Origin of the sequence: Klebsiella sp. K-Nf6, from assembly GCF_002806655.1 — a bacterium.
Taxonomy (GTDB): Bacteria; Pseudomonadota; Gammaproteobacteria; order Enterobacterales; family Enterobacteriaceae; genus Klebsiella; species Klebsiella variicola.
In genome coordinates this window covers 47,069-70,424 of record NZ_PIBN01000007.1, presented here as the reverse complement: position 1 = coordinate 70,424, position 23,356 = coordinate 47,069, and the positions used below count along the sequence as shown (strand labels likewise).

The following is a 23,356-nucleotide window of genomic DNA, read 5'->3' as shown; positions in this document are numbered from 1 at the left end:
CGGCATGTATAAAACCACGCTATCGGGCCAGGTATGGCGCTTTGATAGTCTGAAAACATTGATGGCGAGGGCGTCGCCGGCTCGTTCCGGCGACGCCCTCGCGGGGGTTATCGCCACCTCAGCCGAAGAGCGGATGGCGGCGAAAATGGCCCTCGCCGAGGTGCCGCTGACCGACATTCTCGACAACCCGCTCATCCCTTACGAGCAGGATGAAGTGACCCGCCTGATCCTCGACACCCATGATGCGCAGGGCTTTGCCGCCCTGCGTCACCTGACGGTCGGCGATTTTCGCGACTGGCTGCTGGATGATGCCACCGATACCGCCACGCTGCAGCGGGTCGCCCGCGCCATCACCCCGGAGATGGCGGCGGCGGTCAGTAAGCTGATGCGCAATCAGGATCTGATCCTTGCCGCCAGCAAATGCCAGGTGGTGACGCGCTTTCGCAACACCATCGGCCTGCCCGGCCACCTCAGCGTACGCCTGCAGCCCAACCATCCCACCGACGATCTGAAAGGCATCGCCGCCAGTATGCTCGACGGGCTGCTGTACGGCGCCGGGGACGCGGTGATTGGCATCAACCCGGCCAGCGACAGCTTACCGGTGCTGGCGCAGCTGAACATCATGCTGGACGATATTATTCAGCGCTTCGCCATTCCCACCCAGTCCTGCATTCTGACCCATGTCACCAATACGCTGCAGCTGATTGAGCGCGGCGCACCGGTGGATCTGGTGTTTCAGTCGGTAGCCGGAACCGAAGCGGCCAACAGCGGCTTCGGCATCAATCTTGCCATGCTGCAGGAGGCCCGCGAGGCGGCCCTCAGCCTCAGGCGCGGTACCCTCGGCAACAATGTGATGTATTTTGAGACCGGCCAGGGAAGCTGCCTGTCGGCCAACGCCCACCACGGCGTCGACCAGCAGACCTGTGAGGCGCGGGCCTACGCGGTCGCCCGCCACTTTGAACCGCTACTGGTCAATACCGTGGTCGGCTTTATCGGTCCGGAGTACCTCTACGACGGCAAGCAGATTATTCGCGCCGGGCTGGAGGATCATTTCTGCGGCAAGCTGATGGGCCTGCCGATCGGCTGCGACGTCTGCTATACCAACCACGCGGAAGCGGATCAGGATGATATGGACACCCTGCTGACTCTGCTGTGCACCGCCGGGCTCACCTTCCTGATCGGCGTGCCCGGAGCGGACGATATCATGCTCAATTACCAGAGCACCTCGTTCCATGACGCGCTGTACGCCCGTCGCCTGCTGGGCTTAAAGCATGCCCCGGAGTTCGCCGACTGGCTGGCGAAGATGCAGATTATCGATCCGCACGGCGCGCTGCGGCTCACCGACGCCCGCCATCCGCTGTTGTCCGTCCTGCCGCAAGGAGCCCCCGTATGAACCGTCCCGATGCCTGGAACCCGCTGCGTGAATTTACCGATGCGCGGATCGCCCTGGGGCGCAGCGGCGCCAGCCTGCCGACCCGCGAAGTCCTCAACTTTGGTCTGGCCCACGCCAGAGCGCGGGATGCCATTCATCAGCCGTTCGCCAGCCAGCAGCTGGTGGCGCCGCTGGCGGCGCTCGGCCTCGACGCCCTGACGGTGCACAGCGCCGCGCCGGACCGTCACACCTATCTGCGGCGTCCGGATCTCGGGCGGCAGCTCGCCGACGAAAGCCGCGCCGACCTCGCCGCCAGCGGCGTCCGCCCCGCCGATCTGCTGCTGGTGATCGGCGATGGCCTCTCTTCCTGGGCGGTAGAGCGCCAGGCGGTGCCATTGATCCGCGCCCTGCTGCCCTATCTGCAGACGCTGGGTATCGGCCTGGCGCCGGTAGTGCTGGCGCATCAGTCGCGGGTGGCGCTGGGGGATGATATTGGCGAAACCCTGAAAGCCCGCGCGGTGGCGATCCTGATTGGCGAACGACCGGGTCTCTCCTCGCCGGACAGCCTCGGCGTCTACCTTACCTGGCAGCCCCATCGTCAGCGTCTGGAATCTGAGCGCAACTGTATCTCCAATATTCGTCCGGAGGGATTAAGCCATGACGCCGCCGCCTTTAAACTGGCCTGGCTGCTGGAGCAGGCTTTTTTACGCCGCGTCACCGGCGTGCAGTTAAAAGATGAAAGTGATAATCCAGCGCTGCATGGGAAAATAAAACCGTTGACCCCTTTAAAATAATAAGTCACGTGAGCAGCAGAATAGATTTTCAATATGACCTGGCGCACCTGAATATTATATTCGGGTGCGCGCTGAAATTGCCCGGCGACGCTTCGCTTGCGCGGGCCTGCGCAAACCGTTCAACCGGTTTATATGGCCTATTTCCCAGACTGGGTAAGGCGTCAGCCGCCCGCCGATAAAATGCGTTCACTGTACCAAAAACCGTGTTGTCGCCAGCCCTATGCCCTTCCCTGCAGGTAATAAGAATATTGCATGAGTAAAAACGAAACGGACGTTGTAAGGTAAATCAGCGCATTAACAATATCCGTCATATTTCAAGTTGCATGTGCGTTGGCGGCGTTCTCTCCCCCCAGTCACTGACTTCTGTAAGCGCCTGGGGACTCGCTCACTTGCCGCCTTCATGCGACGCGAATTATTTAGGGTATATATCTCGTTATCTATTCAACATAACAGCCAATAATTCACCGAATACGCTGGCGAATTATTCCTCAATGTTATGCAGTCATTGATGGTTAAAGATAAATAATCGACCGACGGAGAAATACCAATGAAATCGTTTTCCGGGAAAGCGTCTTTAATGGCCACGCTGGTTGCCGCGCTGGTCGGTGCCAGCAGCGCGCAGGCAGCGGAAATTAAAATCGGGGTGGTATTACCCCTGAGCGGCGCCCTCAGCGGCTACGGCCAGCCGTCGCAGAAAGGGCTGGACATTATTCAGGCCATCACCCCGACGTTAAAAAATGGCGATACCATTAAGCTTATCGTTATCGATGATAAAAGCGACAAAGTCGAAGCGGCCAACGCCATGCAGCGGCTGGTCTCCAGCGATAAAGTGGATGCTGTGATCGGTGAAGTCACCTCCTCCAACACCCTGGCGATGACCAAAATCGCCGACGACAGCAAAACGCCGCTGGTCTCCTCCACCGCCACCAACGACCGCGTCACCCGTAACCATCCGTACGTCAGCCGGGTCTGCTTCTCGGACAGCTTCCAGGGGGTGGTCGGGGCCAATCTGGCCTCCCGCGATCTGAAAGCCAAAACCGCCGCCATCGTGTTTGACAGCAGCAACGACTACTCCGTCGGCCTGGCGAAAGCGTTCCGCACCCAGTTCCTGAAAAACGGCGGCACCATTCCCATCGAGGTACAGGCCCCGGGCGGCAGCAAGGACTTTAAAGCCCAGCTGGCGAGCGTCAAGGCGAAGAATGTCGACATGATTTACATGCCGATCTACTACACCGAAGGGGCGCTGATTGCCGTGCAGTCTAAACAACTGGGGCTCAACAAACCGGTGGTAGGCGGCGACGGTCTGGCCGCGGATCAGGTCTTCTTCGATGTCGGTAAAGACGCGGTCAACGGCTATATGACCACCGATTATTACTCGCCGAACGCCAAAGAGCAGACCCCGGCCGGGGAAACCTTCATCAAAGCCTGGGAAACCAAATACCAGCAGCCGACCCATACCTGGGGCGCAATGGCGGCGGATGCCTATAACGTCATCGTCAACGCCATGAACCAGTGCAGCGATCCCCATGATCGGGTCTGCGTGAATGAAAAAATCCGCGCCACCAAAGGTTTCCAGGGCGTGACCGGCACGCTGACGTTACAGAACGGCGATGCCATTCGCAGCGCGGTCATCAACGAAGTGAAAGATGGCAAGCTGGCGTTTCGTACCGTGGTTAACCCTTAAGTTGTGACGAGGCTACAAAATGGACGGCGCCATTTTTCTCCAGCAAGTGGTCAATGGAATGAGTCTTGGGGGCATGTACGCCCTGATTGCCATCGGTTATACGATGGTTTATGGCGTGCTACGGCTGATCAACTTCGCCCATGCGGACGTCATGATGGTCGGCGCGTTTAGTACGCTGTTTTTATTTTCTTCAGTTGGGCTACCCTTCGGGGTAGCCGTTTTCCTGACCCTCGGGCTGTGCGGTCTGTTTGGTATGCTGATTGACCGGGTCGCCTATCGTCCGCTGCGCCAGGCCTCGAAAATCTCCATGCTGATCACCGCCATCGGCGTCAGCTTCTTCCTCGAAAACCTGTTTAACGTGCTGTTCGGCGGCAGCTCACGCTTCTTCTCCGCCCCTGACTTTTTCAACCAGACCCGCGCCTTCGGCAGCGTCATCATTACCAACGTGGCGTGGATTGTGCCGCTGATCACCGTCCTGCTGCTGCTGGCGATCCTCTGGCTGCTGTACCGCACCCGCTATGGGATGGCGATCCGCGCGGTGGCCTTTGACGTCAACACCGTGCGCCTGATGGGCATTGACGCCAACCGGATCATCTCCCTGGTCTTCGCCCTCGGCAGTAGTCTCGCGGCGCTCGGCGGCGTGTTCTACTCCATCAGCTACCCCACTATCGATCCCCTGATGGGCGTGCTTATCGGCCTGAAGGCCTTTGCCGCCGCCGTGCTGGGTGGGATCGGCAGCGTCACCGGCGCGGTGCTGGGCGGCTTTATCCTCGGTTTTACCGAGGTGGTCGCCGTGGCGATCTTCCCCGAACTGGGCGGCTATAAAGACGCTTTCGCCTTCCTGTTCTTGATTCTGGTCCTCTTGTTCCGCCCGGTCGGCATTATGGGCGACGAACGTCTGGAAAGGAGCCGTTTCTGATGCTCAACGCGACGACGACCGCCGGGGCGCAACTGCGCAACCTGGCCATTATTGTCATCTGTATCGCGCTGCTGGCCGGAATCAACGTGGTTTTCAATGACTACATTGTTCGCGTCATCAGTACCATTTTCATCTTTATGATCCTCGCGGTCAGCTACAACCTGATCAACGGCGTGACCGGCCAGCTGTCGCTGGAGCCGAACGGCTTCGTGGCAGTGGGCGCCTACGTGACCGCCCTGCTGATCCTCTCCAGCGACAGCAAGGTAGACATGTTTGAAATGGCCGCCCCCAGCCCGTGGATCCTCAGCCTGCACGCGGGCTTCCTCCCTGCCCTGCTGATAAGCGGCCTGTGCGCGGCGGCGCTGGCGGTGTGCCTCGCCGTACCGGTCTTCCGGGTACGTGGCGACTACCTGGCCATCGTCACCCTCGGCTTTGGGTTTATCATCAAGATCCTCGCCATTAACAACCCGCAAATCACCAACGGCGCCATCGGGCTGAACGATATTCCGCAGCAGCCGCATCTCCTGTTCTGGTGCGGGCTGTTCGCCCTGCTGGCCACTGGCATGATCCTCCAGCTGGTGTGGTCGAAGTATGGCCGGATGATGAAAGCCATTCGCGACGATGAAGATGCGGCGATCGCCATGGGGGTCAACACCTTCCGCATCAAAACCTGCGCCTTCGCCACCAGCGCCTTCTTCGAAGGGATCGGCGGCGGTCTGCTGGCTTCGCTGCTGACCACCATTTCCCCGGGGCTGTTCGACTTTATGCTCACCTTCCAGCTGCTGATTATTATCGTCCTCGGCGGACTCGGCAGCACTACCGGCGCCCTGCTCGGCACCGTACTGGTGGTCGGCAGCGGCGAATGGCTGCGCTTCCTCGACCAGCCGCTGCAGTTCTTCGGTCACGATCTCGGCGCGTATCCGGGCCTGCGAATGGTGGTCTTCTCGCTGCTGTTGCTGATCATCATGCTCTTCGCCCGCGAAGGGCTGTTGGGGAAAAAAGAGATTTGGCAGATGGGAAGAAGGAACAGCAGCTATGGCGGAAAATAACGTTATCCTGCAGGTGCAGGACGTCACCATGCAGTTTGGCGGCCTGCGGGCCATCGACAACGTCAGCTTCCATGTTGATGAAGCGGAGATCTTTGGTCTTATCGGCCCTAACGGCGCGGGCAAAACGACCCTGTTTAACGTCATTACCGCCAACTATAAACCCACCAGCGGCAACGTCACCCTGGCGGGTACGTCGCTGAAGGGGCTGAAGCCCAACCAGGTGGTGAACGCCGGGATCGCCCGTACCTTCCAGAATATCCGTCTGTTTAACTCCATGACGGTGCTGGAGAACGTGATGGTCGGACTCGACCGCGCCAGCCGCTACTCGCTGCTGGAGGCGGCGCTGCATATTGGCCGCTACTTTCCGGCCGAACGGGCGGCGAAAGCCAAAGCCATGGCCATTCTGGAGGACATCGGCATCGCCCACTTCGCCCATATGCAGGCCACAAACCTGAGCTATGGCAACCAGCGCAAAGTGGAGATCGCCCGCGCGCTGGCCACCGCGCCGAAGCTGCTGCTGCTCGATGAGCCGGCCGCCGGGATGAACCCGAAGGAGACCGAGGATCTGGCAGAACTTATCTTCCGCATGCGCCATGACTATCAACTCAGCGTCCTGCTGATTGAGCACGATATGCCCTTCGTCAACCGCCTGTGTGAGCGGGTGATGGTTCTGGAGTACGGTAAGCCGCTGTTCAGCGGCCTGATGGCCGAGGCGATCCAGCATCCGGACGTCATTTCCGCTTATCTGGGAGAAGCCAATTATGCTTAACGCCCGGGAACTGAAGGTCTTTTACGGCGTGATCCAGGGGCTGAAAGGCGTCGATATCGACGTCTATGACCGGGAAATCGTCACCCTGATCGGCAGCAATGGCGCCGGTAAAACCTCCACCCTGAACGGGATCGTCAACCTGGTGCGCTCCAGTGGGCGCGTCAGCTTCCTCAACGACGATATCTCACGCAGCCAGACCCACCAGATTGTGCGCCGCGGGCTGGCGCTGGTGCCGGAGGGACGTCGGGTCTTTACCAACCTGACCATCGAAGAGAACCTGCGCATGGGCGCTTACAATAATCTCGCCGGCTACACCCGCCTGCGCGATCGCATGTATGCCCTCTTTCCACGGCTCAAGGAGCGGCGCCATCAGATGGCGGGCACCATGAGCGGCGGCGAGCAGCAGATGCTGGCCATCGCCCGGGCGCTGATGAGCGAGCCGGTGTTATTGATGCTGGATGAACCGAGCCTCGGACTGGCGCCGAAAATTGTCGGCGAGCTGTTCGGCATCATTAAGCAACTGCGCGAAGAGAATATGACGGTGCTGCTGGTGGAGCAGAATGCGACGGCAGCGCTGGCTATCGCCGATCGGGCGTATGTCCTGGAGAATGGCCGGATCACCTTGTCAGGCGCGGCGCGGGAGATGCTGACTAACCCGGAAATTAAGCGGATGTATCTGGGGGGATAAGCGTGGTCAAAACTGCCTGGGCTGCGGCGGCGCATCCTATGATGCCGCAACCTCAGGCAGTCTCTTGCTACACAAAGCACACCTCGTTCCAGTAGGCTTCTCGCGTCCTGCGTCGCTCAGTATGTCTTATCATGACGGAACCACCGGGTTTCCACGTTGCCAATGTCCACGCCGTAGAGGCTGGCCACCGGCAGTATCGCCTCCATGACGCGCTGGGTATCCTGCTGACCGGCCTCGCCGTTGGACATCAAAGCCAGCCAGCCCGTTAATCGTTGCCACAATGCCACTTTCATTTTCTCCTCTGTCGGGAAGCGAATCGCTTGGGTCTATTTCAACCACAGTTGGCCGGGCGCGGGAAATACTAATTCCGAATTTGCAATCCTGGCTGGCGCATATTACGCCCGGTCCTTTCCCCTCACCCTAACCCTCTCCCTGAGGGAGAGGGAACCGCCCGGCAATCGTTACAGCCCCGGTAAACGCCAGCGGCGCATAAAGAATACCCACAGGTTTGTTAAGTTCTTTTTCGTTATAGATAAGAATTTTTTCTTCTTTGCCGCCGACGGGGAATTTGTGGGAGCGTGATGTCCACAAAACAAAACAGGGATTCAGGGGAAAAAACATGCGCAATAAAACCACAAAAATTGCACTGGCGCTGGGTATGCTGCTGCTTGCGTCTCAGGCACAGGCAGACCAGCTGGCTGACATCAAAGCCGCCGGCGTCGTGAAAGTCGCCACCTTCGACGCCAACCCGCCGTTCGGCTCCGTGGATGCCAAAACCCACCATATCGTCGGCTACGATGTCGACTTTGCCCAGGCGCTGGCGAAAGCGCTCGGCGTCAAACTCGAGCTGGTGGCGACGAACCCGGCTAACCGTATTCCGCTGCTGCAGTCCGGCAAAGCCGACCTGATCGTCGCCGACATTACCATTACTCCGGAGCGTGCCCAGGTCATTGATTTCTCGACGCCGTATTTCGTCACCGGCCAGCAGTTCCTCGTGCCGGCCGGTTCTCCGGATAAGCTCGATGAGTACAGCAAAGCGCGCATCGGCGCGGTGAAAGGCACCACCGGCGAACAGGCCCTGCACCAGCGTTTCCCGCAGGCTCGCGTTCTCTCCTATGACGATATTCCGCTGGCCCTGACCGCCCTGCGCAACGGCAACGTCCAGGCCATCACCCAGGACAGCACCATCCTCGCCGGTCTGCTGGCGGAAGCGCCGGATAAAGCCAAGTTTAAAATTCTGCCCGACCTGCTCAGCAAAGAAGAGATTGGCGTGGGTGTGAAGAAAGGCGAACCGGCCTTGCTGAAAGCCGTTAACGATGAGCTGGTGAAGCTGGAGAAAACCGGCGAAGCCGCGAAAATCTATGATGTCTGGTTTGGCCCTGCCACTAAAACGCCGCAGCCGCGCGCCTTTACCATAGAAGCGAAATAATATGTTCTCGGGTTTACTCTCCCACTCCGCGGCCCCGGCCGCGGATTTTTCACGTCTGCAGCGCGCCAGCATTACGTTTCGTGATGTGGCCAAGCGCTACGGCGATCATCAGGTGCTAAACGCGATCAACCTGCAGGTCGAACCCGGCGAAGTGGTGGCGATCCTTGGCCCTTCCGGTTCGGGAAAATCGACGCTGATCCGCTTGATCAACCAGCTCGAATCCTTAAGCGGCGGCGAGATCCTGATCGATGATAAACCGACCAGCCGGCTGAGCGGCAGCGCCTTGCGCCAGCTGCGCAGCCGCGTCGGCTTTGTCTTCCAGCAGTTCAACCTTTACGCCCACCTGACGGCGCAGGAGAACATCACTCTGGCGCTGGAGCGCGTCCACGGCTGGGGGAAAAGTGCGGCTCAGGAGCGGGCGCTGGCGCTGCTGCGCCAGGTCGGACTGGAAGAAAAAGCGCAGCAGATGCCGGCGCAGCTCTCCGGCGGCCAGCAGCAGCGGGTGGCGATCGCCCGCGCCCTGGCCTCCTCGCCGCAGATTATCCTGTTCGATGAGCCCACCTCGGCGCTCGACCCGGAGATGATCGGCGAAGTGCTGCAGGTGATGAAAACCCTCGCCCACAGCGGGATCACCATGCTGGTGGTGACTCATGAGATGCAGTTTGCCCGCGAAATTGCCGACCGGGTGGTGTTTATCGATGGCGGCGACATTCTCGAGGTCGCCCCGCCGGCTGAGTTTTTCGCCCATCCGCAGCATGCCCGCGCACGGCGTTTTCTGCAGAAGGTGCTGGATCCGCTGCACCAGGAGAGCCTCGCGTGACGCCGATGCTTGACTGGCACGGCGTCCTGAGCGGGCAGCCGTTGCAATGGATTATCTCTGGTTTTCTCACCACCGTCTGGGTCAGCGTCGCCGGGATCCTGCTCGCCACCCTGCTGGCGGTCCTGCTGCTGGCCCTGCGCCTCGGCGGCGGCCGCGCGGGGCGCGGACTGGTGGCCGCGTGGGTCTCGTTGTTTCGCAATACCCCGCTGCTGGTCCAGCTGCTGTTCTGGTACTTTGCCGCCTGGAACCTGCTGCCGCTGGCGGTGAAGGAGATGGTGAACGACGAACACGCCTGGTCCATTCTGCCGGGTAACGTCTGGTGGCTGACGCCGGAGTTCCTCTGCTCAATGTGGGGGCTGGGGGTCTTTACCTCCGCCTTTCTGGTGGAAGAGATCGCCTCCGGACTGCGCGCCGTCAGCCACGGGCAGCGGGAAGCCGCGCTGTCGCAGGGCTTTACGCCGTGGCAGGAGCTGCGCTTTATCCTCCTGCCGCAGGGGCTGGCCAACGCCTGGCAGCCGATTGTCGGCCAGTATCTTAACCTGATGAAACTCTCATCGCTGGCCAGCGGCATCGGCTTTGCGGAACTGACCTATCAGGTACGACAGATTGAGAGCTATAACGCGCACGCGCTGGAGGCGTTTGCCGTCGGTACCGCGCTGTACCTGGCGCTGGGGGTGGCGATGGGCGTGGCGCTAACGCGTCTCGGCCCGGGAAGAAAACTGCAACGGAGCGCCCAACATGAACGCTAATCTGGCGGTGATCGCCGATAACCTCGATTACCTGCTGTGGGGCCGACTGGCGGAGGGCCAGCCCGGCGGCGTGGCGCTGACCCTGCTGATGGCCATCGGCGCCACCCTGCTGGCGCTGCCGGGAGGCATTGCGCTGGCGGGCCTGGCCTGGCGCTACGGCGGGCTGGTGCGGCGTATGCTGTTTCTGTGGGCGGAGATTATTCGCGGCATCCCACTGATATTTGTCATCTTCTGGCTGTGGTATCTGCTGCCGATGCTGACCGGCGGCGATCTGCCCGGCGCGGTGACCGTGACCCTGGCGCTGGCGTGGTTTACCGCCGCCTCGGTGATGCACTCAGTGCTGGCCGGGCTGCAGTCGCTGCCGAAAGGACAGTATGAGGCGGCGCTGACCCAGGGGTTCGCCCCCGGGCAAACGCTGCGCCTGGTGCTGCTCCCGCAGGCGCTGCGCAACGTTCAGCCCTCGCTGGTGGGGATCTTTATCGGCCTGCTGAAAGACACGTCGCTGGCGTTTATCGTCAACGTCCCGGAGCTGACCACCGTGGCCGGCCAGGTCAACAACCGGGTGCAGATCTATCCCCTGGCGATCTTCGTCTTCACCGGCGCGGTGTACTACCTGCTGTGCTGCGGTCTGAGCCTGCTGGCCAGCCGGCGTTTTACCCGCCGCGCGACCGCCGGATAAGGCTCACTCCGCGGGGCGGGGCTTCACCGGGCAGGTATCGCTGATCTTAATAAATTTGTCGTTATAAACCAGATAGTGGTTCCCCGGCTGGCGCAACGCCGGCTGGCGAACCACGTCGCCAGGACGCAAATACCACGCGTCCCCCTCCTCTTCGGTCGAATCGCATCCGGGTTTAATCAGCAATTTAAACCAGGTATTACCGGTGTTGCTCACCGTCCCGGCCACCTTATCGAAAGACCATTTAAACTGCACCTCGCGCGGGCGCACCACCAGAATGGTATCCATCACCACCACCGGCTCCATGCTGACCTCGCCGCCGGTCGGGCTGCGCCTCGTCAGGTTACGGGTGGGGATTTCGCGAAACGAGACCCGATAGTAGCGCTCGCGGTTATCCCGCGGGCCATGATAGTAAAATTTGAAGTACTCGCTCTCACCTGCCTGCAACACCAGCTGGCGGGGGGCGAACAGCAGCTCACCATCCACCGGCCGGGAGCGTACTTCGCTGCCGCCCGGGCGATCGATGGCGCTGATGGCGATGCGGTACAGCCGCGCGCTTTTATTGTTGTTGACCACCCGTTTGCTGGCGAAATCCGCTTCGGCCGGCAGGGAAAAGGTCAGGTTGCCGACCGAGATCGCCTGCGCCAGCGGCGCTGCCAGCAGGCAGCCCACCGTCAGCAGGGCCTTAGTTAATATTGCGCCACGTCGCCTGGACATGAATCTCTCCTGAAGCGCTGACTTCACCAAACCAGCCGTTATCGTCTACCGTCCGCAGCGAAATGGCGTTATCCATCGGAATCGAAAATTTCACCGTGGTCTTATCCATCTGCCCCACTTCGCCGGAGATATCGGTCCATGGCGTGGTCAGCCACAGCGCATCGGTCATATCCCGCCAGCTGTCATCGCACCCGGCATCGTAGGTCTGCGTCGTGCCGCTGCGGGTGATAAAAGAGAGCGTCGCCGGGAACGGCACTTTCGCCGTACCGTCATCGGAGCTGAAGAGACAGTAGGAACGCCCGCCAATCACCTGCGCCGGTCCGGTCACCTTGATCAGCACTTCATCGGCGGCCGTTTTACCGCTGGTGGTGACGATGTAGCCGAAATCGAGCGCCGGTTCGCCGCTGCCGACATACCCCTCGCGCGACGGCGTCGAGGTATATTCGTCGGAGATAATGCTGATGCTGAAATCACGGGGTTTGATAATCAGCGTATTGGAGGTGGAAAACTCATACCAGCCTGACTCCGGCGAGGTGGTGTTCTGAAAGCGAAAGTTGAACAGATCCTTGGTGTTGATATCGCTGATCCCGAGGTTCACCATCTGCTTAAAGAAGTTGCTGGAGAAGAAAACATAGATTGAGTCTGAGCTCTTCATCTCGTTGAAGGTGTAGTAATAAGCGGTATTGCTCACCGGCTTCCATGAGCTGCCGTTGAGACTGAACTGCATATCGTACGCCCCGACGGCCGAGGCCAGCGACGAGTTGGCGATCGCCGGGAAAATATGGATCGAGGTGTTGCTTAAGCCGTTGGTCTGCAAGGTATAGTTGACCATCTTACAGCTTAATCCTGCGCGGCTGCCGATGGTCTGCGTCTGGCAGTCGGCGTTCCCCTCTCCCAGGGTCGGCACGCCGTCGCTGTTGATAAACACCTCCGCCAGCGAGTGGGTATTAATCAACCGCAGGTTCGCCGCTTTGGTGTGGGTGACGTTGCGCACATACCAGTTACCGGAGGCCTGATCCTTACAGCGTGCACCGCTGCTGGCGTCGTAGTTCACCGAGGTCTGGCAGGCATTGATGGTCATCGTAAAGCTGCCGCCGACCGGCATCTGCTGCAGATATTGATAAAACGCGTCCGACATCATGCCGTGCATCCACTTCGCGCCGCCGCTGGTCACCGTCGCGCCATAAAACCCGCTGGCGTCGGTGGTTTGCGGCAGGATCAGGCTGGTAGCCATATCGCACCCGGCGTACCAGTTGATGCAGCGCAGGCCGGTTAAGGGGTGCGAAACCGGCGAGTTTTCCAGCCACATATCAAACTTCCAGTTGGCATTGAGCCCGGTGTTGTAGCCGTTATCGATATAGCCGAGGCTTTGCTGATAGATGGTGCCGGAACCGGTGTATTTTAAGCCGGTCCAGCGGTTAGCGCCGGTCAGGCGCGGATCCAGCGCCCCGCCGGGGGTGACGAAAAAGTTGTCGTCGGAGTTGTTTTCAACAAACACAAACTCGCGCGCCGGCGCATCCGACCAGGTGGTCTTGGACACCGCCGCTCTGAGCGCGGCTGCCGGCCAGAGTAGCGCGAGGATCGCCAGCGCCATCAGTGCATTAACTTTCATTCTCTTCTCCTGTCTGCTGCACTACCGCCCACGACGAGAGGCCGCTGCAGACCACATCCCCGACCCAGACGGCGCCGCGCGCCTGGCTGAGCTCCAGCGCCACTTCGCAGGTTTTATTGCCGCCGTAGCTGAAATCGATAGTGGGGTATTTCTTATCCACGTCCATGACAAACTCGCCGTTTTCATCGGTCCGGGTACGGCCGATATGGTTGTTAATCCGCGCATTCGCCAGCAGCGTGCCGTCTTCTGCACGAATACGACCGGAGACGGTGACCATCTGCTTCACCTCTGGCTCAATCACCGCGACGTTGCCCGGATAGAGAGTCAGATGACTCTTGCGCCCACTGACGATGTCGTAACTGTCGAGCGAGTTTTTGCTGTTCTGTAGCTCCACCTCATAGCGGCCATAGGGAGAGAGCGGCAGGTAGTTACGTTTGCCGCTGAGCGGGAAAATCCGCCCGTTAACCCTGGCGCTGATCTGACCATCGTCCTCCAGCCCGGTGTTGAAAATCACCCCGGCGTTACCGTCGGTTCGTCCGCTGGCGGCGATGTTTTTGCCCTGCCAGCCGACGCTGCCGCTGGCGGTAAGGTTGGTGTTGACGTAGCCGTCCGCCGCGCTGTTGACGTTCAGCGTGCCGCTGGCGTAGCGGGCGTCGAACTGGGCATACGCCCCGCCGCTGAGGGTTTTGTCATCCCCGGTATCGCCGGAGATGGCCCGCGACAGATTGGCGCCGATGGTGCGAATGGTGCCTTCATCAAACTGCTTACGCGCTGAGAGGTTAGCCATGGTGTAACCGTTCTGATGGGTCATCCCGGCGCTGAACCAGTTGCCCAGCGGCAGCGAGAGATCGAGGGCGATATATTTCCCGGTGTTGGCGCTGCTGTCGCCATTGTTATAGCGCTGGATCCCCGCCCGCAGACCAAGCGATCCAAACGCGCCGCTGTAGACCGTCTGATAGTAATCCGCGGTGTAGTAATGACTGTTGTAGCGGCGGTCATCGTTGTAGCTGACGCTGAACGTCCCCAGCTTCGACCACAGCGCGTTGAGGTTGAGGGTGCCGCCGATCGCCCGGTTGTCGGCATCGCTGCGCCGCAATTGATCGCCAATGCGGGTTCTCTCCTGGTTGACCCACAGCGAGCTGAAGCCCCCCGGCAGCGTGGCGCTGATGCTGCCGATGCTGCTCCAGGAGCTGTCGCTGGCCAGCATATTCTGCAGGTTAACGTTGATCGACTCGCCCAGCGGCAGCGTCAGGCGGGTTTCCCCCACCGCCTGATTGTCGTAGCCATAGCCCGTTGCCGCCCAGCTCAGGGTGCTGAGCGACCCGGAGGTCGAGAGGCCTGCCAGCCAGCTCTCTTTTGCCGGCCGGGTCTTTTTTCCGCTTTCCGACCAGCGATCCATATGGAAACTGCCGCCCCATACCTGCCACGCCAGCGGCGCGCCGATGCCGCGTCCCCGGCTGAACAGCTTATTGACCCGCTGGGTGCGTTTGCTGACCACCCGACCGTTGACGATCACCTCCACTTCCACGTCGTAAATACCGTACGGCAGGCCGCGGGTATCCACTTCGTGGTTGCCCATGGCGAAGTTCTGGACGCTCAGCAACCGGCCGTCACGGGTGAGATGCACCTCGCCCGCCGCCGGTAAAAAGGCAATCACCGGCGTGGCCGACTGGCTGCTGTCGAAGACGGTGGAGCTGGCCTGGTTCCCCCAGGAAAGACCGTAAATCTTGCCGGCCGAAATAGCGGTCATCGGTCCCAGGGACTGCAGGTTCCAGGTGTCGAGCATCCCACCGGCAAAACGGTGGCCGGCGAAATCGCGCTCATACATGGCCTTATATAATTCGCTGTCCTGCTGACCACTACCGATCCCGTACAGCGAGCCGTCGAGCACCACGTGATGCTCCCGCAGCGCCGTGACGTTGTTCAGCGACAGGTAGCTGGAGGTGTTGCTCCCGCCATTGCGCATCTGGTTGTTATAGACGCCGAGGTTATAGCTCAGGTTGCTGCTGAGAGTGTTCACGCTGGACTGACCGATATCTTCGCTGCGTGAGCGCAGCACGGTGCCCAGCGCCTCGCGCTTGACCACCAGCTGCAGCAGCAGCTGGCGCAGGCTGAGATCCAGCTGCGCGCTGTCGGTCAGGGGAATGGTGAGTGCCTCGCTGAACGGGGCATTGGCCAGGCCGATCAGCTGCTGTCGGGTCTGTTCGCTGACGCTGGCGTTCCCCTCGCTCTCCTCCAGTTGGATCTGCCGGACGCGTAGCTGGCCGTCGTCCAGCCAGATAAAGGCGCTGCCGATCCGCTGATCGTCCCGGGTGTCCTGGCTGCCGGCAAGATGAATATAGAGCGGGACGCTCATACCGTCCTGCAGCGCCCGACTGAAGGCCTGCGGAATAATCACCCCGCCAATCTGCTGGGCACGTACGGCAGCAGCGCTGGCGTCGGGCTGAACGAACAAAAAGATCATGCCGAAGGCAAGCTGCGTTTTCAGTCCTGGGGAAATCCGTCGTAGAGGCATCGTCGTTATCCATCTGCACAACTGTCTATTTCACGGGAACAAACTGCTCACCCTGCCAAAGCGCAACCCGTCCTTTTTTATTCGCCGTGTCCACCTGCGTAAAACGGCGCGATTTACCCGGCATCAGGTAGTAATTCTCTTTACACTCCTTACCGTCGGCGGCCTTCAGGCAAGGGCCGTAGGCGAGGATCCGCAGCGTCGCATTCCCGGTGTTGGTCAGGGAGCCGTTGGCGTACTGAAAGCGGTAGTTCACCTGGCGTGGCGCCACCACCAGGATGGTGCCGATGCGGGCGGACGCCGTCGCTACCGCGCTGCGGTTGGCGTTATCGCGCTGGGCATCGCTGAGTGCCTGATCGAACCAGACAATGCGGTAGTAGCGCTCTTTGTCGTCCGCCGGGCCTTTATAAAAGAAGCGGATAACATCGCTGGCCTGGGCGGGTAGCAGCAGGCTGGCGGGGGTGAGCAGCACCTCATCCGGTTTATCCATCGGGATAACCTGCCCGTCGTCCAGCGGGGAAGAGAGCCGTTCGAGATGGATATTGATCAGTCGACCGCTGTCTGTGCTGTTCTTGATCGTTTTGCTCAGCGTGCTGCTGCCGCTGTTCATAAAGGATGAAATATCGCCAACATCCAGCGCCTGCGCCGGCGACACCCCGGCAAGCAGCAGCCCGAGGGCCAGAAGGTGCTTTTTCATAACAATTCCGTCCGTGAAAAAAGCAGGGGGAGCCCCCCCTGCTGGTGCATCAGAAGGATCAGCTGGTCCAGGTGGCGTCGAACTGGACGCTGACGTCGCCGCTCCAGATCCCTTCCGGCAGGGTGCTGTAATCGGTCACTGCGGTAGTGCCGTTAGTGGTGCCGCTGATGATGGAGAAGGTGAAACCATCCTGCGCGGTGGTACGGCCGCTGGCGTTGTAGCCATTTGCCAGCGCGCTGAGGTTGCCGCCCAGTACGCCGTTAGCGGTATCGATCATCACGGTATCTGCGGTTTTTTCGACCGCGGCGCCGTTATAATCCACACCCACGCTCAGCGTGGAGCCGGAGGTATCCAGCTGGGTTAAGGTGTTAGTGATAAGGCGCGAGGTCAGCTTAAAGGCGGTCGCCGTTGCGTCACCTTCAATCGCCACGTCAAACAGACCTTTCTGCGAGTTAAAACCTTTAATGCCTTCGGCGTACTGGAACGCCAGGCTGCCGAGCGGGGTCACAACCAGCTTGCTGGTGGTGTCTTTTTTAGCGGTCGCCGACCAGGTCGCAACAGCCTGAGCCGTTACATCAGCAGCCTGCGCCACACCCATACCGGTAAACGCTGTTACCAGAGCTATTGCCAGAACCTTTTTTTTCATCGCTTTTTCATCCTGAGTTGAATTAAGGACATGATGTCCCGGTGAACCATTTAAAAAAACAAACTTGCCTGGGTGTTACTGAACTAACTTATAAATTTTGGAATACAGTTTGGCCTCGGCATTGCGCCGATGGGTATATACTGTCTTCACGCTACAATTTTCAATTCTGGCGATCGATTTCGGCTGCATGCCCTGGGCGGTCATGCGGATAATTTTCATTTCGCGGTCTGTAATTTTATCTTTCTTAATATCTTTACGGAGAAATCTGCCATTAATTACGTAAGCCAGTTCTTTTCGAATATCGCGGCTCAGGCCAACATATACCACGCCGCGAATATTGCTATTGTAATACCAGTAATTTGCTAAGGCTTCTGATTTCCTGGCCGCAATCAATACGACCTGTTTCCCCTTTACCGCGGATAGCCATTCGCTATCGCGCCTGATAAATTCGTTTAAAGAAGCCGTATTGAGATTAATAAAAACAAAATCTTTTCTGATTTTTTCCAACGACAGATAAATTAATTCGTCGATATCCATAATCAGTTCGGATAGCCCTTTATAGAAGTAGGAGTCATGGGCAGACCAAATGTACTTATCGGAACAGCATTTATATTCCATATAGTTTTTAACCTCATAGTCCTTGAAGTAATCATTTTTACAACTTCACTGTTTGCCAGGCCTACAAAGTTAACTGGCGTATTCGCTTCCTTTAATAAATCGCCATTAAATAAGACACACATTACTTATCAATATTTGATAAGCCGGGTTTGATTTTAATTATTTTCGGCATGGGGTTGAATTTAAGTTTTTTCCTATGGAGTGTCAACACGCGGGCAGGCAATCAATTTCGTGCCTGGGTCAATATTTACAAAAACTGAAAATATCGGATTTTTGAGAAGATGAAAAAGACATTTATTTTCATGAGGTTATTGACAATATAACCCTCAATTCTTACTTGTGCTTTATATTACCCAGGATCTTCGCCCTATTATGTTAGGAATATTCTTAATGGTGCACCGGATGGAGTTATCAAATAGACTAAATTTATATAAAAATAAAGAATATAAATCTGGAAATTAGCAATAACCAGGATGATTCACCAATACATAAGACCAATGAATAGATTAACCTGCCGCACAAAATAGTTATACATATGTTAATTCTGCGGAATGATGAATGCTAAACAAAGGCAGACGCATTATCTATTCGATTAAACAGACCTCATTAGCAAGATAAAACGAGTTTTGCCGATGGGTTCCTGCCGTCACGGGTGCACCTGCCTCTGCGTCCCCCGAAAGCATAGCCGCTTTTCAAGGCTTCGCCAGCGGCCAGCGAGCCGCGCGGTCGGCCTGTCATCCCCGCCCTTTCCCGCCTGTTCACGGTTTGTTCGCAATACCGTCATCGAAATTTCATATAAAGACCTATTAATAGTGCCCAGTTAATGACGAACCTGGACACTCTTATGAACAGCTCTCTTGCCGCGGTGGCCGAAACTGATTTCCAGCCGTTCACCGATCTCGATGCAGGCCTGCAGCGGAAGGTCTTAAGCGTGCGTAACCTGACTAAAGCCTATCATGCCCAGCACAAGGTGCTGGACGGCATTAGCTTTGACCTGCACGCCGGCGAAATGGTCGGGGTCATTGGTCGCTCCGGCGCCGGCAAATCGACGCTCCTGCATGTCCTTAATGGCACGCACAGCGCCAGCGGCGGTGAAATTCTTAGTTATCCGGAAGTCGGTACGCCACACGATGTCTCAAAGTTGAAAGGCCGCTCACTCAACGCCTGGCGCAGTCAATGCGGAATGATCTTTCAGGACTTCTGTCTGGTACCGCGCCTCGACGTGCTCACCAACGTCCTGCTTGGCCGCCTCAGCCAGACCTCAACCCTGAAGTCGCTGTTTAAGATTTTCCCCGAAGCCGATCGGGCGCGCGCCATTGCGCTGCTTGAGTGGATGAACATGCTGCCGCATGCGCTGCAGCGGGCGGAGAACCTCTCCGGGGGACAGATGCAGCGGGTGGCAATCTGCCGGGCGCTGATGCAAAACCCCGGCATATTGCTGGCCGACGAACCTGTCGCCTCGCTGGATCCGAAGAACACCCAGCGCATCATGGATGTGCTGCGCGAGATTAGCGAGCAGGGCATCAGCGTGATGGTGAACCTGCATTCGGTAGAGCTGGTGAAGGCCTACTGCACCCGGGTTATCGGCGTCGCCAGCGGCCAGCTTATTTTTGACGATCACCCCTCCCGGCTGACGCAGGATGTGCTGCAGCAGCTGTACGGCGATGAAGTTAGCCAATTGCATTAATTTCACTCACACGGGCAACATAATGAAAAAATATATGACTGGCGCAGTTCGTTTATCCGCAGTGGTCGCGGGCATGATGATGGCATGGCAGGCGGCGGCAGCGCAGCCGAAAGAGCTGAATCTGGGCATTCTCGGCGGCCAGAACGCCACCCAGCAAATCGGTGATAACCAGTGTGTGAAGACCTTCCTCGATAAAGAGCTGAACGTGGATACCAAACTGCGTAACTCTTCCGACTATTCCGGGGTGATCCAGGGTCTGCTGGGGGGCAAAGTCGACGTGGTGCTGAGCATGTCCCCCTCCTCTTACGCCTCGGTTTATATCAATAATCCGAAAGCGGTGGATATCGTCGGCATTGCCGTGGACGATAAAGATCAGTCTCGCGGCTATCACTCCGTGGTGATCGTCAAAGCCGACTCCCCGTACAAAACGCTGGACGATTTAAAAGGTAAAGCGTTCGGCTTCGCCGATCCTGACTCCACTTCCGGTTATTTGATCCCTAACCATGCGTTTAAAGAAAAATTTGGCGGTAACGCCGACAACAAATACAACAATACCTTCTCCAGCGTTACCTTCTCCGGTGGCCACGAGCAGGACATCCTCGGCGTGCTGAACGGCCAGTTCGCGGGCGCGGTCACCTGGACCTCGATGGTTGGCGATTACAACACCGGCTACACCACCGGCGCGTTCAACCGTCTGATTCGCATGGATCATCCGGATCTGATGAAGCAGATCCGCATTATCTGGCAATCGCCGCTGATCCCGAACGGCCCGATCCTGGTGAGCAATGCGCTGCCGGCGGACTTTAAGGCGAAGGTCGTGGCGGCAGTGAAAAAACTGGACACCGAGGACCACGCCTGCTTTATCAAAGCGATGGGCGGTACCCAGCACATCGGTCCGGGCAGCGTGGCTGACTTCCAGCAGATTATCGACATGAAACGCGAGCTGGTGAGCACGCGTTAATCCTGCCTCAACGCCGCCTGCTTGCCCCCAGGGTGAGCGGCGGCGCTACGTTGAAGATCCCCGACGCATGAAGACGACCCACACCGAATTTGAACGCTATTACCAGCAGGTACGCTCGCGGCAAAAGCGCGATACCGTCTGCTGGTCGTTACTCCTGCTGGCGCTCTATTTTGCCGCCGGCAGCGCCGCAGAATTTAATCTGCTGACCATCTGGCACTCGCTGCCCCACTTCTTTGACTATATGGCAGAGACCATTCCGCCTCTGAGTGCCGGCAACCTGTTCGCCGATGTGCAGACCAAAGGGTCGCTGGCCTGGTGGGGCTATCGCCTGCCGATCCAGCTGCCGCTCATCTGGGAAACCCTGCAGCTGGCGCTGGCCTCGACGCTGGTGGCAGTCGCCATTGCCACCGTCTTCGCGTTCCTCGCCGCCAACAACGCCTGGACCCCGGCGCCGGTGCGCTTTGCCATTCGCGTACTGGTGGCGTTTTTGCGCACCATGCCCGAGCTGGCGTGGGCGGTGATCTTTGTCATGGCGTTCGGCATCGGTGCGATCCCGGGCTTTCTGGCGCTGATGCTGCACACCGTCGGCAGCCTGACCAAACTGTTCTACGAGGCGGTGGAGAGCGCGCAAAACAAACCGGTACGCGGCCTGGCGGCCTGCGGTGCGTCGCCGCTGCAGAAAATCCGCTTCGCCCTGTGGCCGCAGGTGAAACCGCTGTTTCTCTCCTACGGCTTTATGCGGCTTGAAATCAACTTCCGTTCGTCGACGATTCTCGGGCTGGTGGGCGCGGGGGGCATCGGTCAGGAGCTGATGACCAACATCAAACTCGACCGCTACGATCAGGTGAGCATCACCCTGCTGCTGATCATTCTGGTGGTGTCGGCGCTGGACATGCTGTCCGGTCGTCTGCGCCTGTGGGTACTGGAGGGAAAAAAATGAGTGTCTGGCACATGCAACCGGATATCGCCGCCAGCCGTCGGCAGCATAAGCAGCTCTATCAGGTCCAGGGGCGCTACCTGCGCTACGTCGGGCTGGTGGCGCTGGCCTGCGTGCTCTATTACGTCTGGTTTTTTCTGCAGTTTGGCATCAGCGGCGAGCAGCTGACCACCGGTCTGCAGCAGATTGGCCGCTACCTGGCGCGGATGTTCGTCTGGCACGACTTCTGGAACTGGCCGTTCGGCTATTACTTCACGCAAATCGGCATCACCCTGGCTATCGTCTTCGCCGGGACGCTGACCGCCACGGTGCTGGCGCTGCTGCTCTCCTTCTTTGCCGCCCGCAACATCATGCGCGGCATGGTGCTGGGGACCCTCGCTCTGCTGATGCGCCGCCTGTTTGATGTGTTGCGCGGGATCGATATGGCTATCTGGGGGTTGATTTTCGTGCGCGCGGTAGGCCTCGGGCCGCTGGCCGGGGTGCTGGCGATCATCATGCAGGACACCGGTCTGCTGGGACGGCTGTACGCGGAAGGACACGAAGCCGTGGACCGCTCCCCCGGACGCGGGCTGACCGCCGTGGGCGCGAACGGCCTGCAAAAGCATCGCTTCGGCATTTTTACCCAGTCGTTCCCGACCTTCCTCGCCCTGAGCCTGTATCAGATTGAATCCAACACCCGCTCCGCGGCGGTGCTGGGCTTCGTCGGCGCCGGCGGTATTGGGCTTATCTATGCCGAGAACATGCGCCTGTGGAACTGGGATGTGGTGATGTTTATCACCCTGCTGCTGGTGGCGGTGGTGATGATCATGGACACCCTCTCCGCCTGGCTGCGCCGTCGTTATATCGGCGGCGCCGCGGTGCCGCTGTATCAGGGCGGACGCTAGCGCGCCTTTGCGCCGGATGGCGGCTTCGCCTTATCCGGTCTACTCGTCCGGCTCTGACTGTCTCCAGGCCCGGCAAACAACTGCGCCGCCGGGCGATGGCATCAGGCACGGAGCTGCTTTTATGCCGGGTGGCGGCTGCGCCTTACCCGGCCTACAACCCCAAATCACCGCCGAGCCTGGGGCAACTGAAACTGCCGGTGCTGGCGGCCTCAACATCGCTGAGACGTTCCCTGCCCATGGAAAAAAGAATGCAGAAAAATTAACCGGGAGCGCAATCTGCCCGGAAATAACACAGGAGTGGTAGCCCTGCTAAGCGCAGCGCGAGCAGGGACATCTCCGGTTGCGCCGATATTTCGCCGGGTGGCGGCTGCGCCTTACCCGGCCTACAGAGCTTATCCGGCCTGGAACAGCTGAACCCGCAGAAGCATTTATCCGCTCCGCTATTCCAGCCGCCAGCTCAGCACCGGCCAGCCGTATCCGGCACCCGCCGCCTGCAGCTGCGGACAAGGATTGACCAGCCGCACGCGATCCGCATGCAGGCACAGCGGCAGATCGTTAATGGAATCGGTATAGAAAGTCACCTCGCCGTCATACTGCGGATGCGCCTCGCGCCACTGCGCCAGACGCGCCACCTTCCCCTGCTGATAGCTGGGGATCCCGGCAATGACCCCGCTGTAGCCGCCGTCGACCATCGCCACGTCAATGCCCAGCGCCTGATCAATCTCCAGCGCGGCGGCCACCGCCTGCACCAGCAGGCTAACCGAGGCGGAGATAATCAGCATCTGCTCCCCCTCGGCCCGCAAACGACGAATGAGCTCCCACGCCTGCGGATAGACCCGGGGCAGGATCGCCTCGCGCACGCAGCGGGCCACCAGCGCGTCAACGTCCGATTTCGGTATTCCGGCCAGCGGCGCCTGGATCAGAGCCACATAATCGGCGATATTCATCTCTCCCCGGTCATAATCCGCCATTAGCCGCGCCTCGCGGGCAAGATACCCCTTCTGCGTCGCTAATCCTTCGCGAACCATAAACTGGCTCCAGACCGTACTGCTATCGCCCTGTATCAGGGTGTTGTCGAGATCGAAAATCGTCAGCGTGTTGCCCATCTGCTTTCCCTTGTTGATCAAAATAAGCTG

At 59.0% G+C, this 23,356-nt stretch carries 24 protein-coding genes; 15 read left to right on the top strand and 9 right to left on the bottom strand.

Features of this window, described 5'->3' with window-relative positions; all coding sequences use genetic code 11:
* Nucleotides 1–4: 4 nt before the first annotated feature.
* Both CWM61_RS13725 and eutC read left to right on the top strand, forming a co-directional pair.
* On the top strand, nt 5–1,393 hold the full coding sequence (locus CWM61_RS13725; RefSeq protein WP_100631413.1) for an ethanolamine ammonia-lyase subunit EutB: 1,389 nt from the start codon (nt 5–7) through the stop codon (nt 1,391–1,393).
* Nucleotides 1,390–2,166 carry an ethanolamine ammonia-lyase subunit EutC gene (eutC, locus tag CWM61_RS13720; RefSeq protein WP_064166043.1) on the top strand — a complete coding sequence of 259 codons (777 nt, stop codon included), beginning with the start codon at nt 1,390–1,392 and terminating at the stop codon, nt 2,164–2,166. Before CWM61_RS13725 ends, eutC begins: the two co-directional genes overlap by 4 nt.
* A gap of 441 nt (nt 2,167–2,607) precedes the next feature.
* On the opposite strand, the gene CWM61_RS29225 is transcribed toward eutC, so the two are convergent.
* Nucleotides 2,608–2,751: a hypothetical protein gene (locus tag CWM61_RS29225; protein WP_162677947.1), complete on the bottom strand. Its 144-nt coding sequence runs from the start codon at nt 2,749–2,751 to the stop codon at nt 2,608–2,610.
* Between CWM61_RS29225 and CWM61_RS13715 the strand changes: the two genes are divergently transcribed.
* The 5 genes from CWM61_RS13715 to CWM61_RS13695 are packed head-to-tail and all read left to right on the top strand — an operon-like array spanning nt 2,744 to nt 7,275.
* Nucleotides 2,744–3,850, top strand: a complete 1,107-nt coding sequence (locus CWM61_RS13715) for an ABC transporter substrate-binding protein (protein ID WP_162677948.1) — start codon at nt 2,744–2,746, stop codon at nt 3,848–3,850. The two genes, CWM61_RS29225 and CWM61_RS13715, sit on opposite strands and share 8 nt — an antisense overlap.
* Before the next feature lie 19 nt (nt 3,851–3,869).
* Entirely contained in the window at nt 3,870–4,769 is a 900-nt protein-coding gene (locus tag CWM61_RS13710; RefSeq protein ID WP_002890128.1) for a branched-chain amino acid ABC transporter permease, read from the top strand.
* Nucleotides 4,769–5,818: a branched-chain amino acid ABC transporter permease gene (locus tag CWM61_RS13705; RefSeq protein WP_008805324.1), complete on the top strand. Its 1,050-nt coding sequence runs from the start codon at nt 4,769–4,771 to the stop codon at nt 5,816–5,818. The genes CWM61_RS13710 and CWM61_RS13705 overlap by 1 nt, the downstream gene beginning before the upstream one ends.
* Entirely contained in the window at nt 5,805–6,587 is a 783-nt protein-coding gene (locus CWM61_RS13700) for an ABC transporter ATP-binding protein (RefSeq protein WP_008805323.1), read from the top strand. Before CWM61_RS13705 ends, CWM61_RS13700 begins: the two co-directional genes overlap by 14 nt.
* Nucleotides 6,580–7,275 (top strand): ABC transporter ATP-binding protein, encoded by a 696-nt coding sequence (locus tag CWM61_RS13695; protein WP_004204908.1) that lies wholly within the window; start codon nt 6,580–6,582, stop codon nt 7,273–7,275. The genes CWM61_RS13700 and CWM61_RS13695 overlap by 8 nt, the downstream gene beginning before the upstream one ends.
* A gap of 116 nt (nt 7,276–7,391) precedes the next feature.
* On the opposite strand, the gene CWM61_RS13690 is transcribed toward CWM61_RS13695, so the two are convergent.
* Nucleotides 7,392–7,568 (bottom strand): hypothetical protein, encoded by a 177-nt coding sequence (locus tag CWM61_RS13690; protein ID WP_077274703.1) that lies wholly within the window; start codon nt 7,566–7,568, stop codon nt 7,392–7,394.
* A 326-nt stretch (nt 7,569–7,894) separates the two neighbouring features.
* On the opposite strand from CWM61_RS13690, the gene CWM61_RS13680 reads away from it, so the two are divergent.
* From CWM61_RS13680 to CWM61_RS13665, 4 genes are read left to right on the top strand one after another with little or no spacing between them, the layout of a single operon-like run.
* Nucleotides 7,895–8,704, top strand: a complete 810-nt coding sequence (locus tag CWM61_RS13680; RefSeq protein WP_002890106.1) for an ABC transporter substrate-binding protein — start codon at nt 7,895–7,897, stop codon at nt 8,702–8,704.
* A gap of 1 nt (nt 8,705) precedes the next feature.
* The gene (locus CWM61_RS13675; RefSeq protein ID WP_077268421.1) at nt 8,706–9,524 is read left to right on the top strand and encodes an amino acid ABC transporter ATP-binding protein; all 819 of its coding nucleotides are present in this window, start codon (nt 8,706–8,708) and stop codon (nt 9,522–9,524) included.
* Entirely contained in the window at nt 9,521–10,273 is a 753-nt protein-coding gene (locus CWM61_RS13670; RefSeq protein ID WP_071582557.1) for an amino acid ABC transporter permease, read from the top strand. The genes CWM61_RS13675 and CWM61_RS13670 overlap by 4 nt, the downstream gene beginning before the upstream one ends.
* Nucleotides 10,263–10,952 (top strand): amino acid ABC transporter permease, encoded by a 690-nt coding sequence (locus tag CWM61_RS13665; protein WP_100631412.1) that lies wholly within the window; start codon nt 10,263–10,265, stop codon nt 10,950–10,952. The genes CWM61_RS13670 and CWM61_RS13665 overlap by 11 nt, the downstream gene beginning before the upstream one ends.
* Before the next feature lie 3 nt (nt 10,953–10,955).
* Here the strand turns inward: CWM61_RS13665 and CWM61_RS13660 are convergent, their stop codons facing one another.
* From CWM61_RS13660 to ecpR, 6 genes are all read right to left on the bottom strand, one after another.
* A complete protein-coding gene (locus tag CWM61_RS13660; protein ID WP_100631411.1) occupies nt 10,956–11,666 on the bottom strand; it encodes a fimbria/pilus periplasmic chaperone in 711 nt (236 codons plus the stop codon).
* Complete coding sequence (ecpD, locus tag CWM61_RS13655) at nt 11,635–13,278, bottom strand: fimbrial adhesin EcpD (protein WP_100631410.1); 1,644 nt, start codon at nt 13,276–13,278, stop codon at nt 11,635–11,637. Before ecpD ends, CWM61_RS13660 begins: the two co-directional genes overlap by 32 nt.
* A complete protein-coding gene (gene ecpC, locus CWM61_RS13650; RefSeq protein ID WP_100631409.1) occupies nt 13,268–15,793 on the bottom strand; it encodes a fimbrial usher EcpC in 2,526 nt (841 codons plus the stop codon). Before ecpC ends, ecpD begins: the two co-directional genes overlap by 11 nt.
* A 25-nt stretch (nt 15,794–15,818) precedes the next feature.
* The gene (locus tag CWM61_RS13645) at nt 15,819–16,487 is read right to left on the bottom strand and encodes a hypothetical protein (protein ID WP_061155626.1); all 669 of its coding nucleotides are present in this window, start codon (nt 16,485–16,487) and stop codon (nt 15,819–15,821) included.
* Nucleotides 16,488–16,545: 58 nt separating this feature from the next.
* Complete coding sequence (gene ecpA, locus CWM61_RS13640) at nt 16,546–17,133, bottom strand: common pilus major fimbrillin subunit EcpA (protein ID WP_012542737.1); 588 nt, start codon at nt 17,131–17,133, stop codon at nt 16,546–16,548.
* A gap of 75 nt (nt 17,134–17,208) precedes the next feature.
* Nucleotides 17,209–17,751, bottom strand: a complete 543-nt coding sequence (gene ecpR, locus CWM61_RS13635; protein ID WP_061155628.1) for an ECP biosynthesis operon DNA-binding transcriptional regulator EcpR — start codon at nt 17,749–17,751, stop codon at nt 17,209–17,211.
* An 844-nt stretch (nt 17,752–18,595) separates the two neighbouring features.
* Here ecpR and phnC point away from each other — a divergent pair.
* The 4 genes from phnC to phnE (CWM61_RS13615) all read left to right on the top strand — a co-directional run bounded on the left by phnC (nt 18,596) and on the right by phnE (CWM61_RS13615) (nt 22,220).
* Nucleotides 18,596–19,438, top strand: a complete 843-nt coding sequence (gene phnC / locus CWM61_RS13630) for a phosphonate ABC transporter ATP-binding protein (protein WP_061155629.1) — start codon at nt 18,596–18,598, stop codon at nt 19,436–19,438.
* Nucleotides 19,439–19,460: 22 nt separating this feature from the next.
* Nucleotides 19,461–20,399, top strand: a complete 939-nt coding sequence (gene phnD, locus CWM61_RS13625; RefSeq protein WP_100631408.1) for a phosphonate ABC transporter substrate-binding protein — start codon at nt 19,461–19,463, stop codon at nt 20,397–20,399.
* 67 nt (nt 20,400–20,466) lie between these two features.
* A complete protein-coding gene (gene phnE / locus CWM61_RS13620) occupies nt 20,467–21,339 on the top strand; it encodes a phosphonate ABC transporter, permease protein PhnE (RefSeq protein ID WP_038422156.1) in 873 nt (290 codons plus the stop codon).
* The gene (gene phnE / locus CWM61_RS13615; protein ID WP_100631407.1) at nt 21,336–22,220 is read left to right on the top strand and encodes a phosphonate ABC transporter, permease protein PhnE; all 885 of its coding nucleotides are present in this window, start codon (nt 21,336–21,338) and stop codon (nt 22,218–22,220) included. Before phnE (CWM61_RS13620) ends, phnE (CWM61_RS13615) begins: the two co-directional genes overlap by 4 nt.
* 440 nt (nt 22,221–22,660) lie before the next feature.
* On the opposite strand, the gene CWM61_RS13605 is transcribed toward phnE (CWM61_RS13615), so the two are convergent.
* Nucleotides 22,661–23,326, bottom strand: a complete 666-nt coding sequence (locus CWM61_RS13605; RefSeq protein WP_023322122.1) for an HAD family hydrolase — start codon at nt 23,324–23,326, stop codon at nt 22,661–22,663.
* Nucleotides 23,327–23,356 lie beyond the last annotated feature (30 nt).

Coding starts and splice junctions, on each gene's coding strand:
- ecpR (WP_061155628.1), bottom strand. CDS start 17,751: ATGGAATATAAATGCTGTTCCGATAAGTACATTTGGTCTGCCCATGAC.
- CWM61_RS13705 (WP_008805324.1), top strand. CDS start 4,769: ATGCTCAACGCGACGACGACCGCCGGGGCGCAACTGCGCAACCTGGCC.
- CWM61_RS13645 (WP_061155626.1), bottom strand. CDS start 16,487: ATGAAAAAGCACCTTCTGGCCCTCGGGCTGCTGCTTGCCGGGGTGTCG.
- CWM61_RS13660 (WP_100631411.1), bottom strand. CDS start 11,666: ATGTCCAGGCGACGTGGCGCAATATTAACTAAGGCCCTGCTGACGGTG.
- phnE (WP_038422156.1), top strand. CDS start 20,467: ATGAAGACGACCCACACCGAATTTGAACGCTATTACCAGCAGGTACGC.
- phnD (WP_100631408.1), top strand. CDS start 19,461: ATGAAAAAATATATGACTGGCGCAGTTCGTTTATCCGCAGTGGTCGCG.
- phnC (WP_061155629.1), top strand. CDS start 18,596: ATGAACAGCTCTCTTGCCGCGGTGGCCGAAACTGATTTCCAGCCGTTC.
- CWM61_RS13700 (WP_008805323.1), top strand. CDS start 5,805: ATGGCGGAAAATAACGTTATCCTGCAGGTGCAGGACGTCACCATGCAG.
- phnE (WP_100631407.1), top strand. CDS start 21,336: ATGAGTGTCTGGCACATGCAACCGGATATCGCCGCCAGCCGTCGGCAG.
- CWM61_RS13690 (WP_077274703.1), bottom strand. CDS start 7,568: ATGAAAGTGGCATTGTGGCAACGATTAACGGGCTGGCTGGCTTTGATG.
- ecpD (WP_100631410.1), bottom strand. CDS start 13,278: ATGAAAGTTAATGCACTGATGGCGCTGGCGATCCTCGCGCTACTCTGG.
- CWM61_RS13605 (WP_023322122.1), bottom strand. CDS start 23,326: ATGGGCAACACGCTGACGATTTTCGATCTCGACAACACCCTGATACAG.
- ecpC (WP_100631409.1), bottom strand. CDS start 15,793: ATGCCTCTACGACGGATTTCCCCAGGACTGAAAACGCAGCTTGCCTTC.
- CWM61_RS13665 (WP_100631412.1), top strand. CDS start 10,263: ATGAACGCTAATCTGGCGGTGATCGCCGATAACCTCGATTACCTGCTG.
- ecpA (WP_012542737.1), bottom strand. CDS start 17,133: ATGAAAAAAAAGGTTCTGGCAATAGCTCTGGTAACAGCGTTTACCGGT.
- eutC (WP_064166043.1), top strand. CDS start 1,390: ATGAACCGTCCCGATGCCTGGAACCCGCTGCGTGAATTTACCGATGCG.
- CWM61_RS13715 (WP_162677948.1), top strand. CDS start 2,744: ATGGCCACGCTGGTTGCCGCGCTGGTCGGTGCCAGCAGCGCGCAGGCA.
- CWM61_RS13725 (WP_100631413.1), top strand. CDS start 5: ATGTATAAAACCACGCTATCGGGCCAGGTATGGCGCTTTGATAGTCTG.
- CWM61_RS13675 (WP_077268421.1), top strand. CDS start 8,706: ATGTTCTCGGGTTTACTCTCCCACTCCGCGGCCCCGGCCGCGGATTTT.
- CWM61_RS13695 (WP_004204908.1), top strand. CDS start 6,580: ATGCTTAACGCCCGGGAACTGAAGGTCTTTTACGGCGTGATCCAGGGG.
- CWM61_RS13710 (WP_002890128.1), top strand. CDS start 3,870: ATGGACGGCGCCATTTTTCTCCAGCAAGTGGTCAATGGAATGAGTCTT.
- CWM61_RS13680 (WP_002890106.1), top strand. CDS start 7,895: ATGCGCAATAAAACCACAAAAATTGCACTGGCGCTGGGTATGCTGCTG.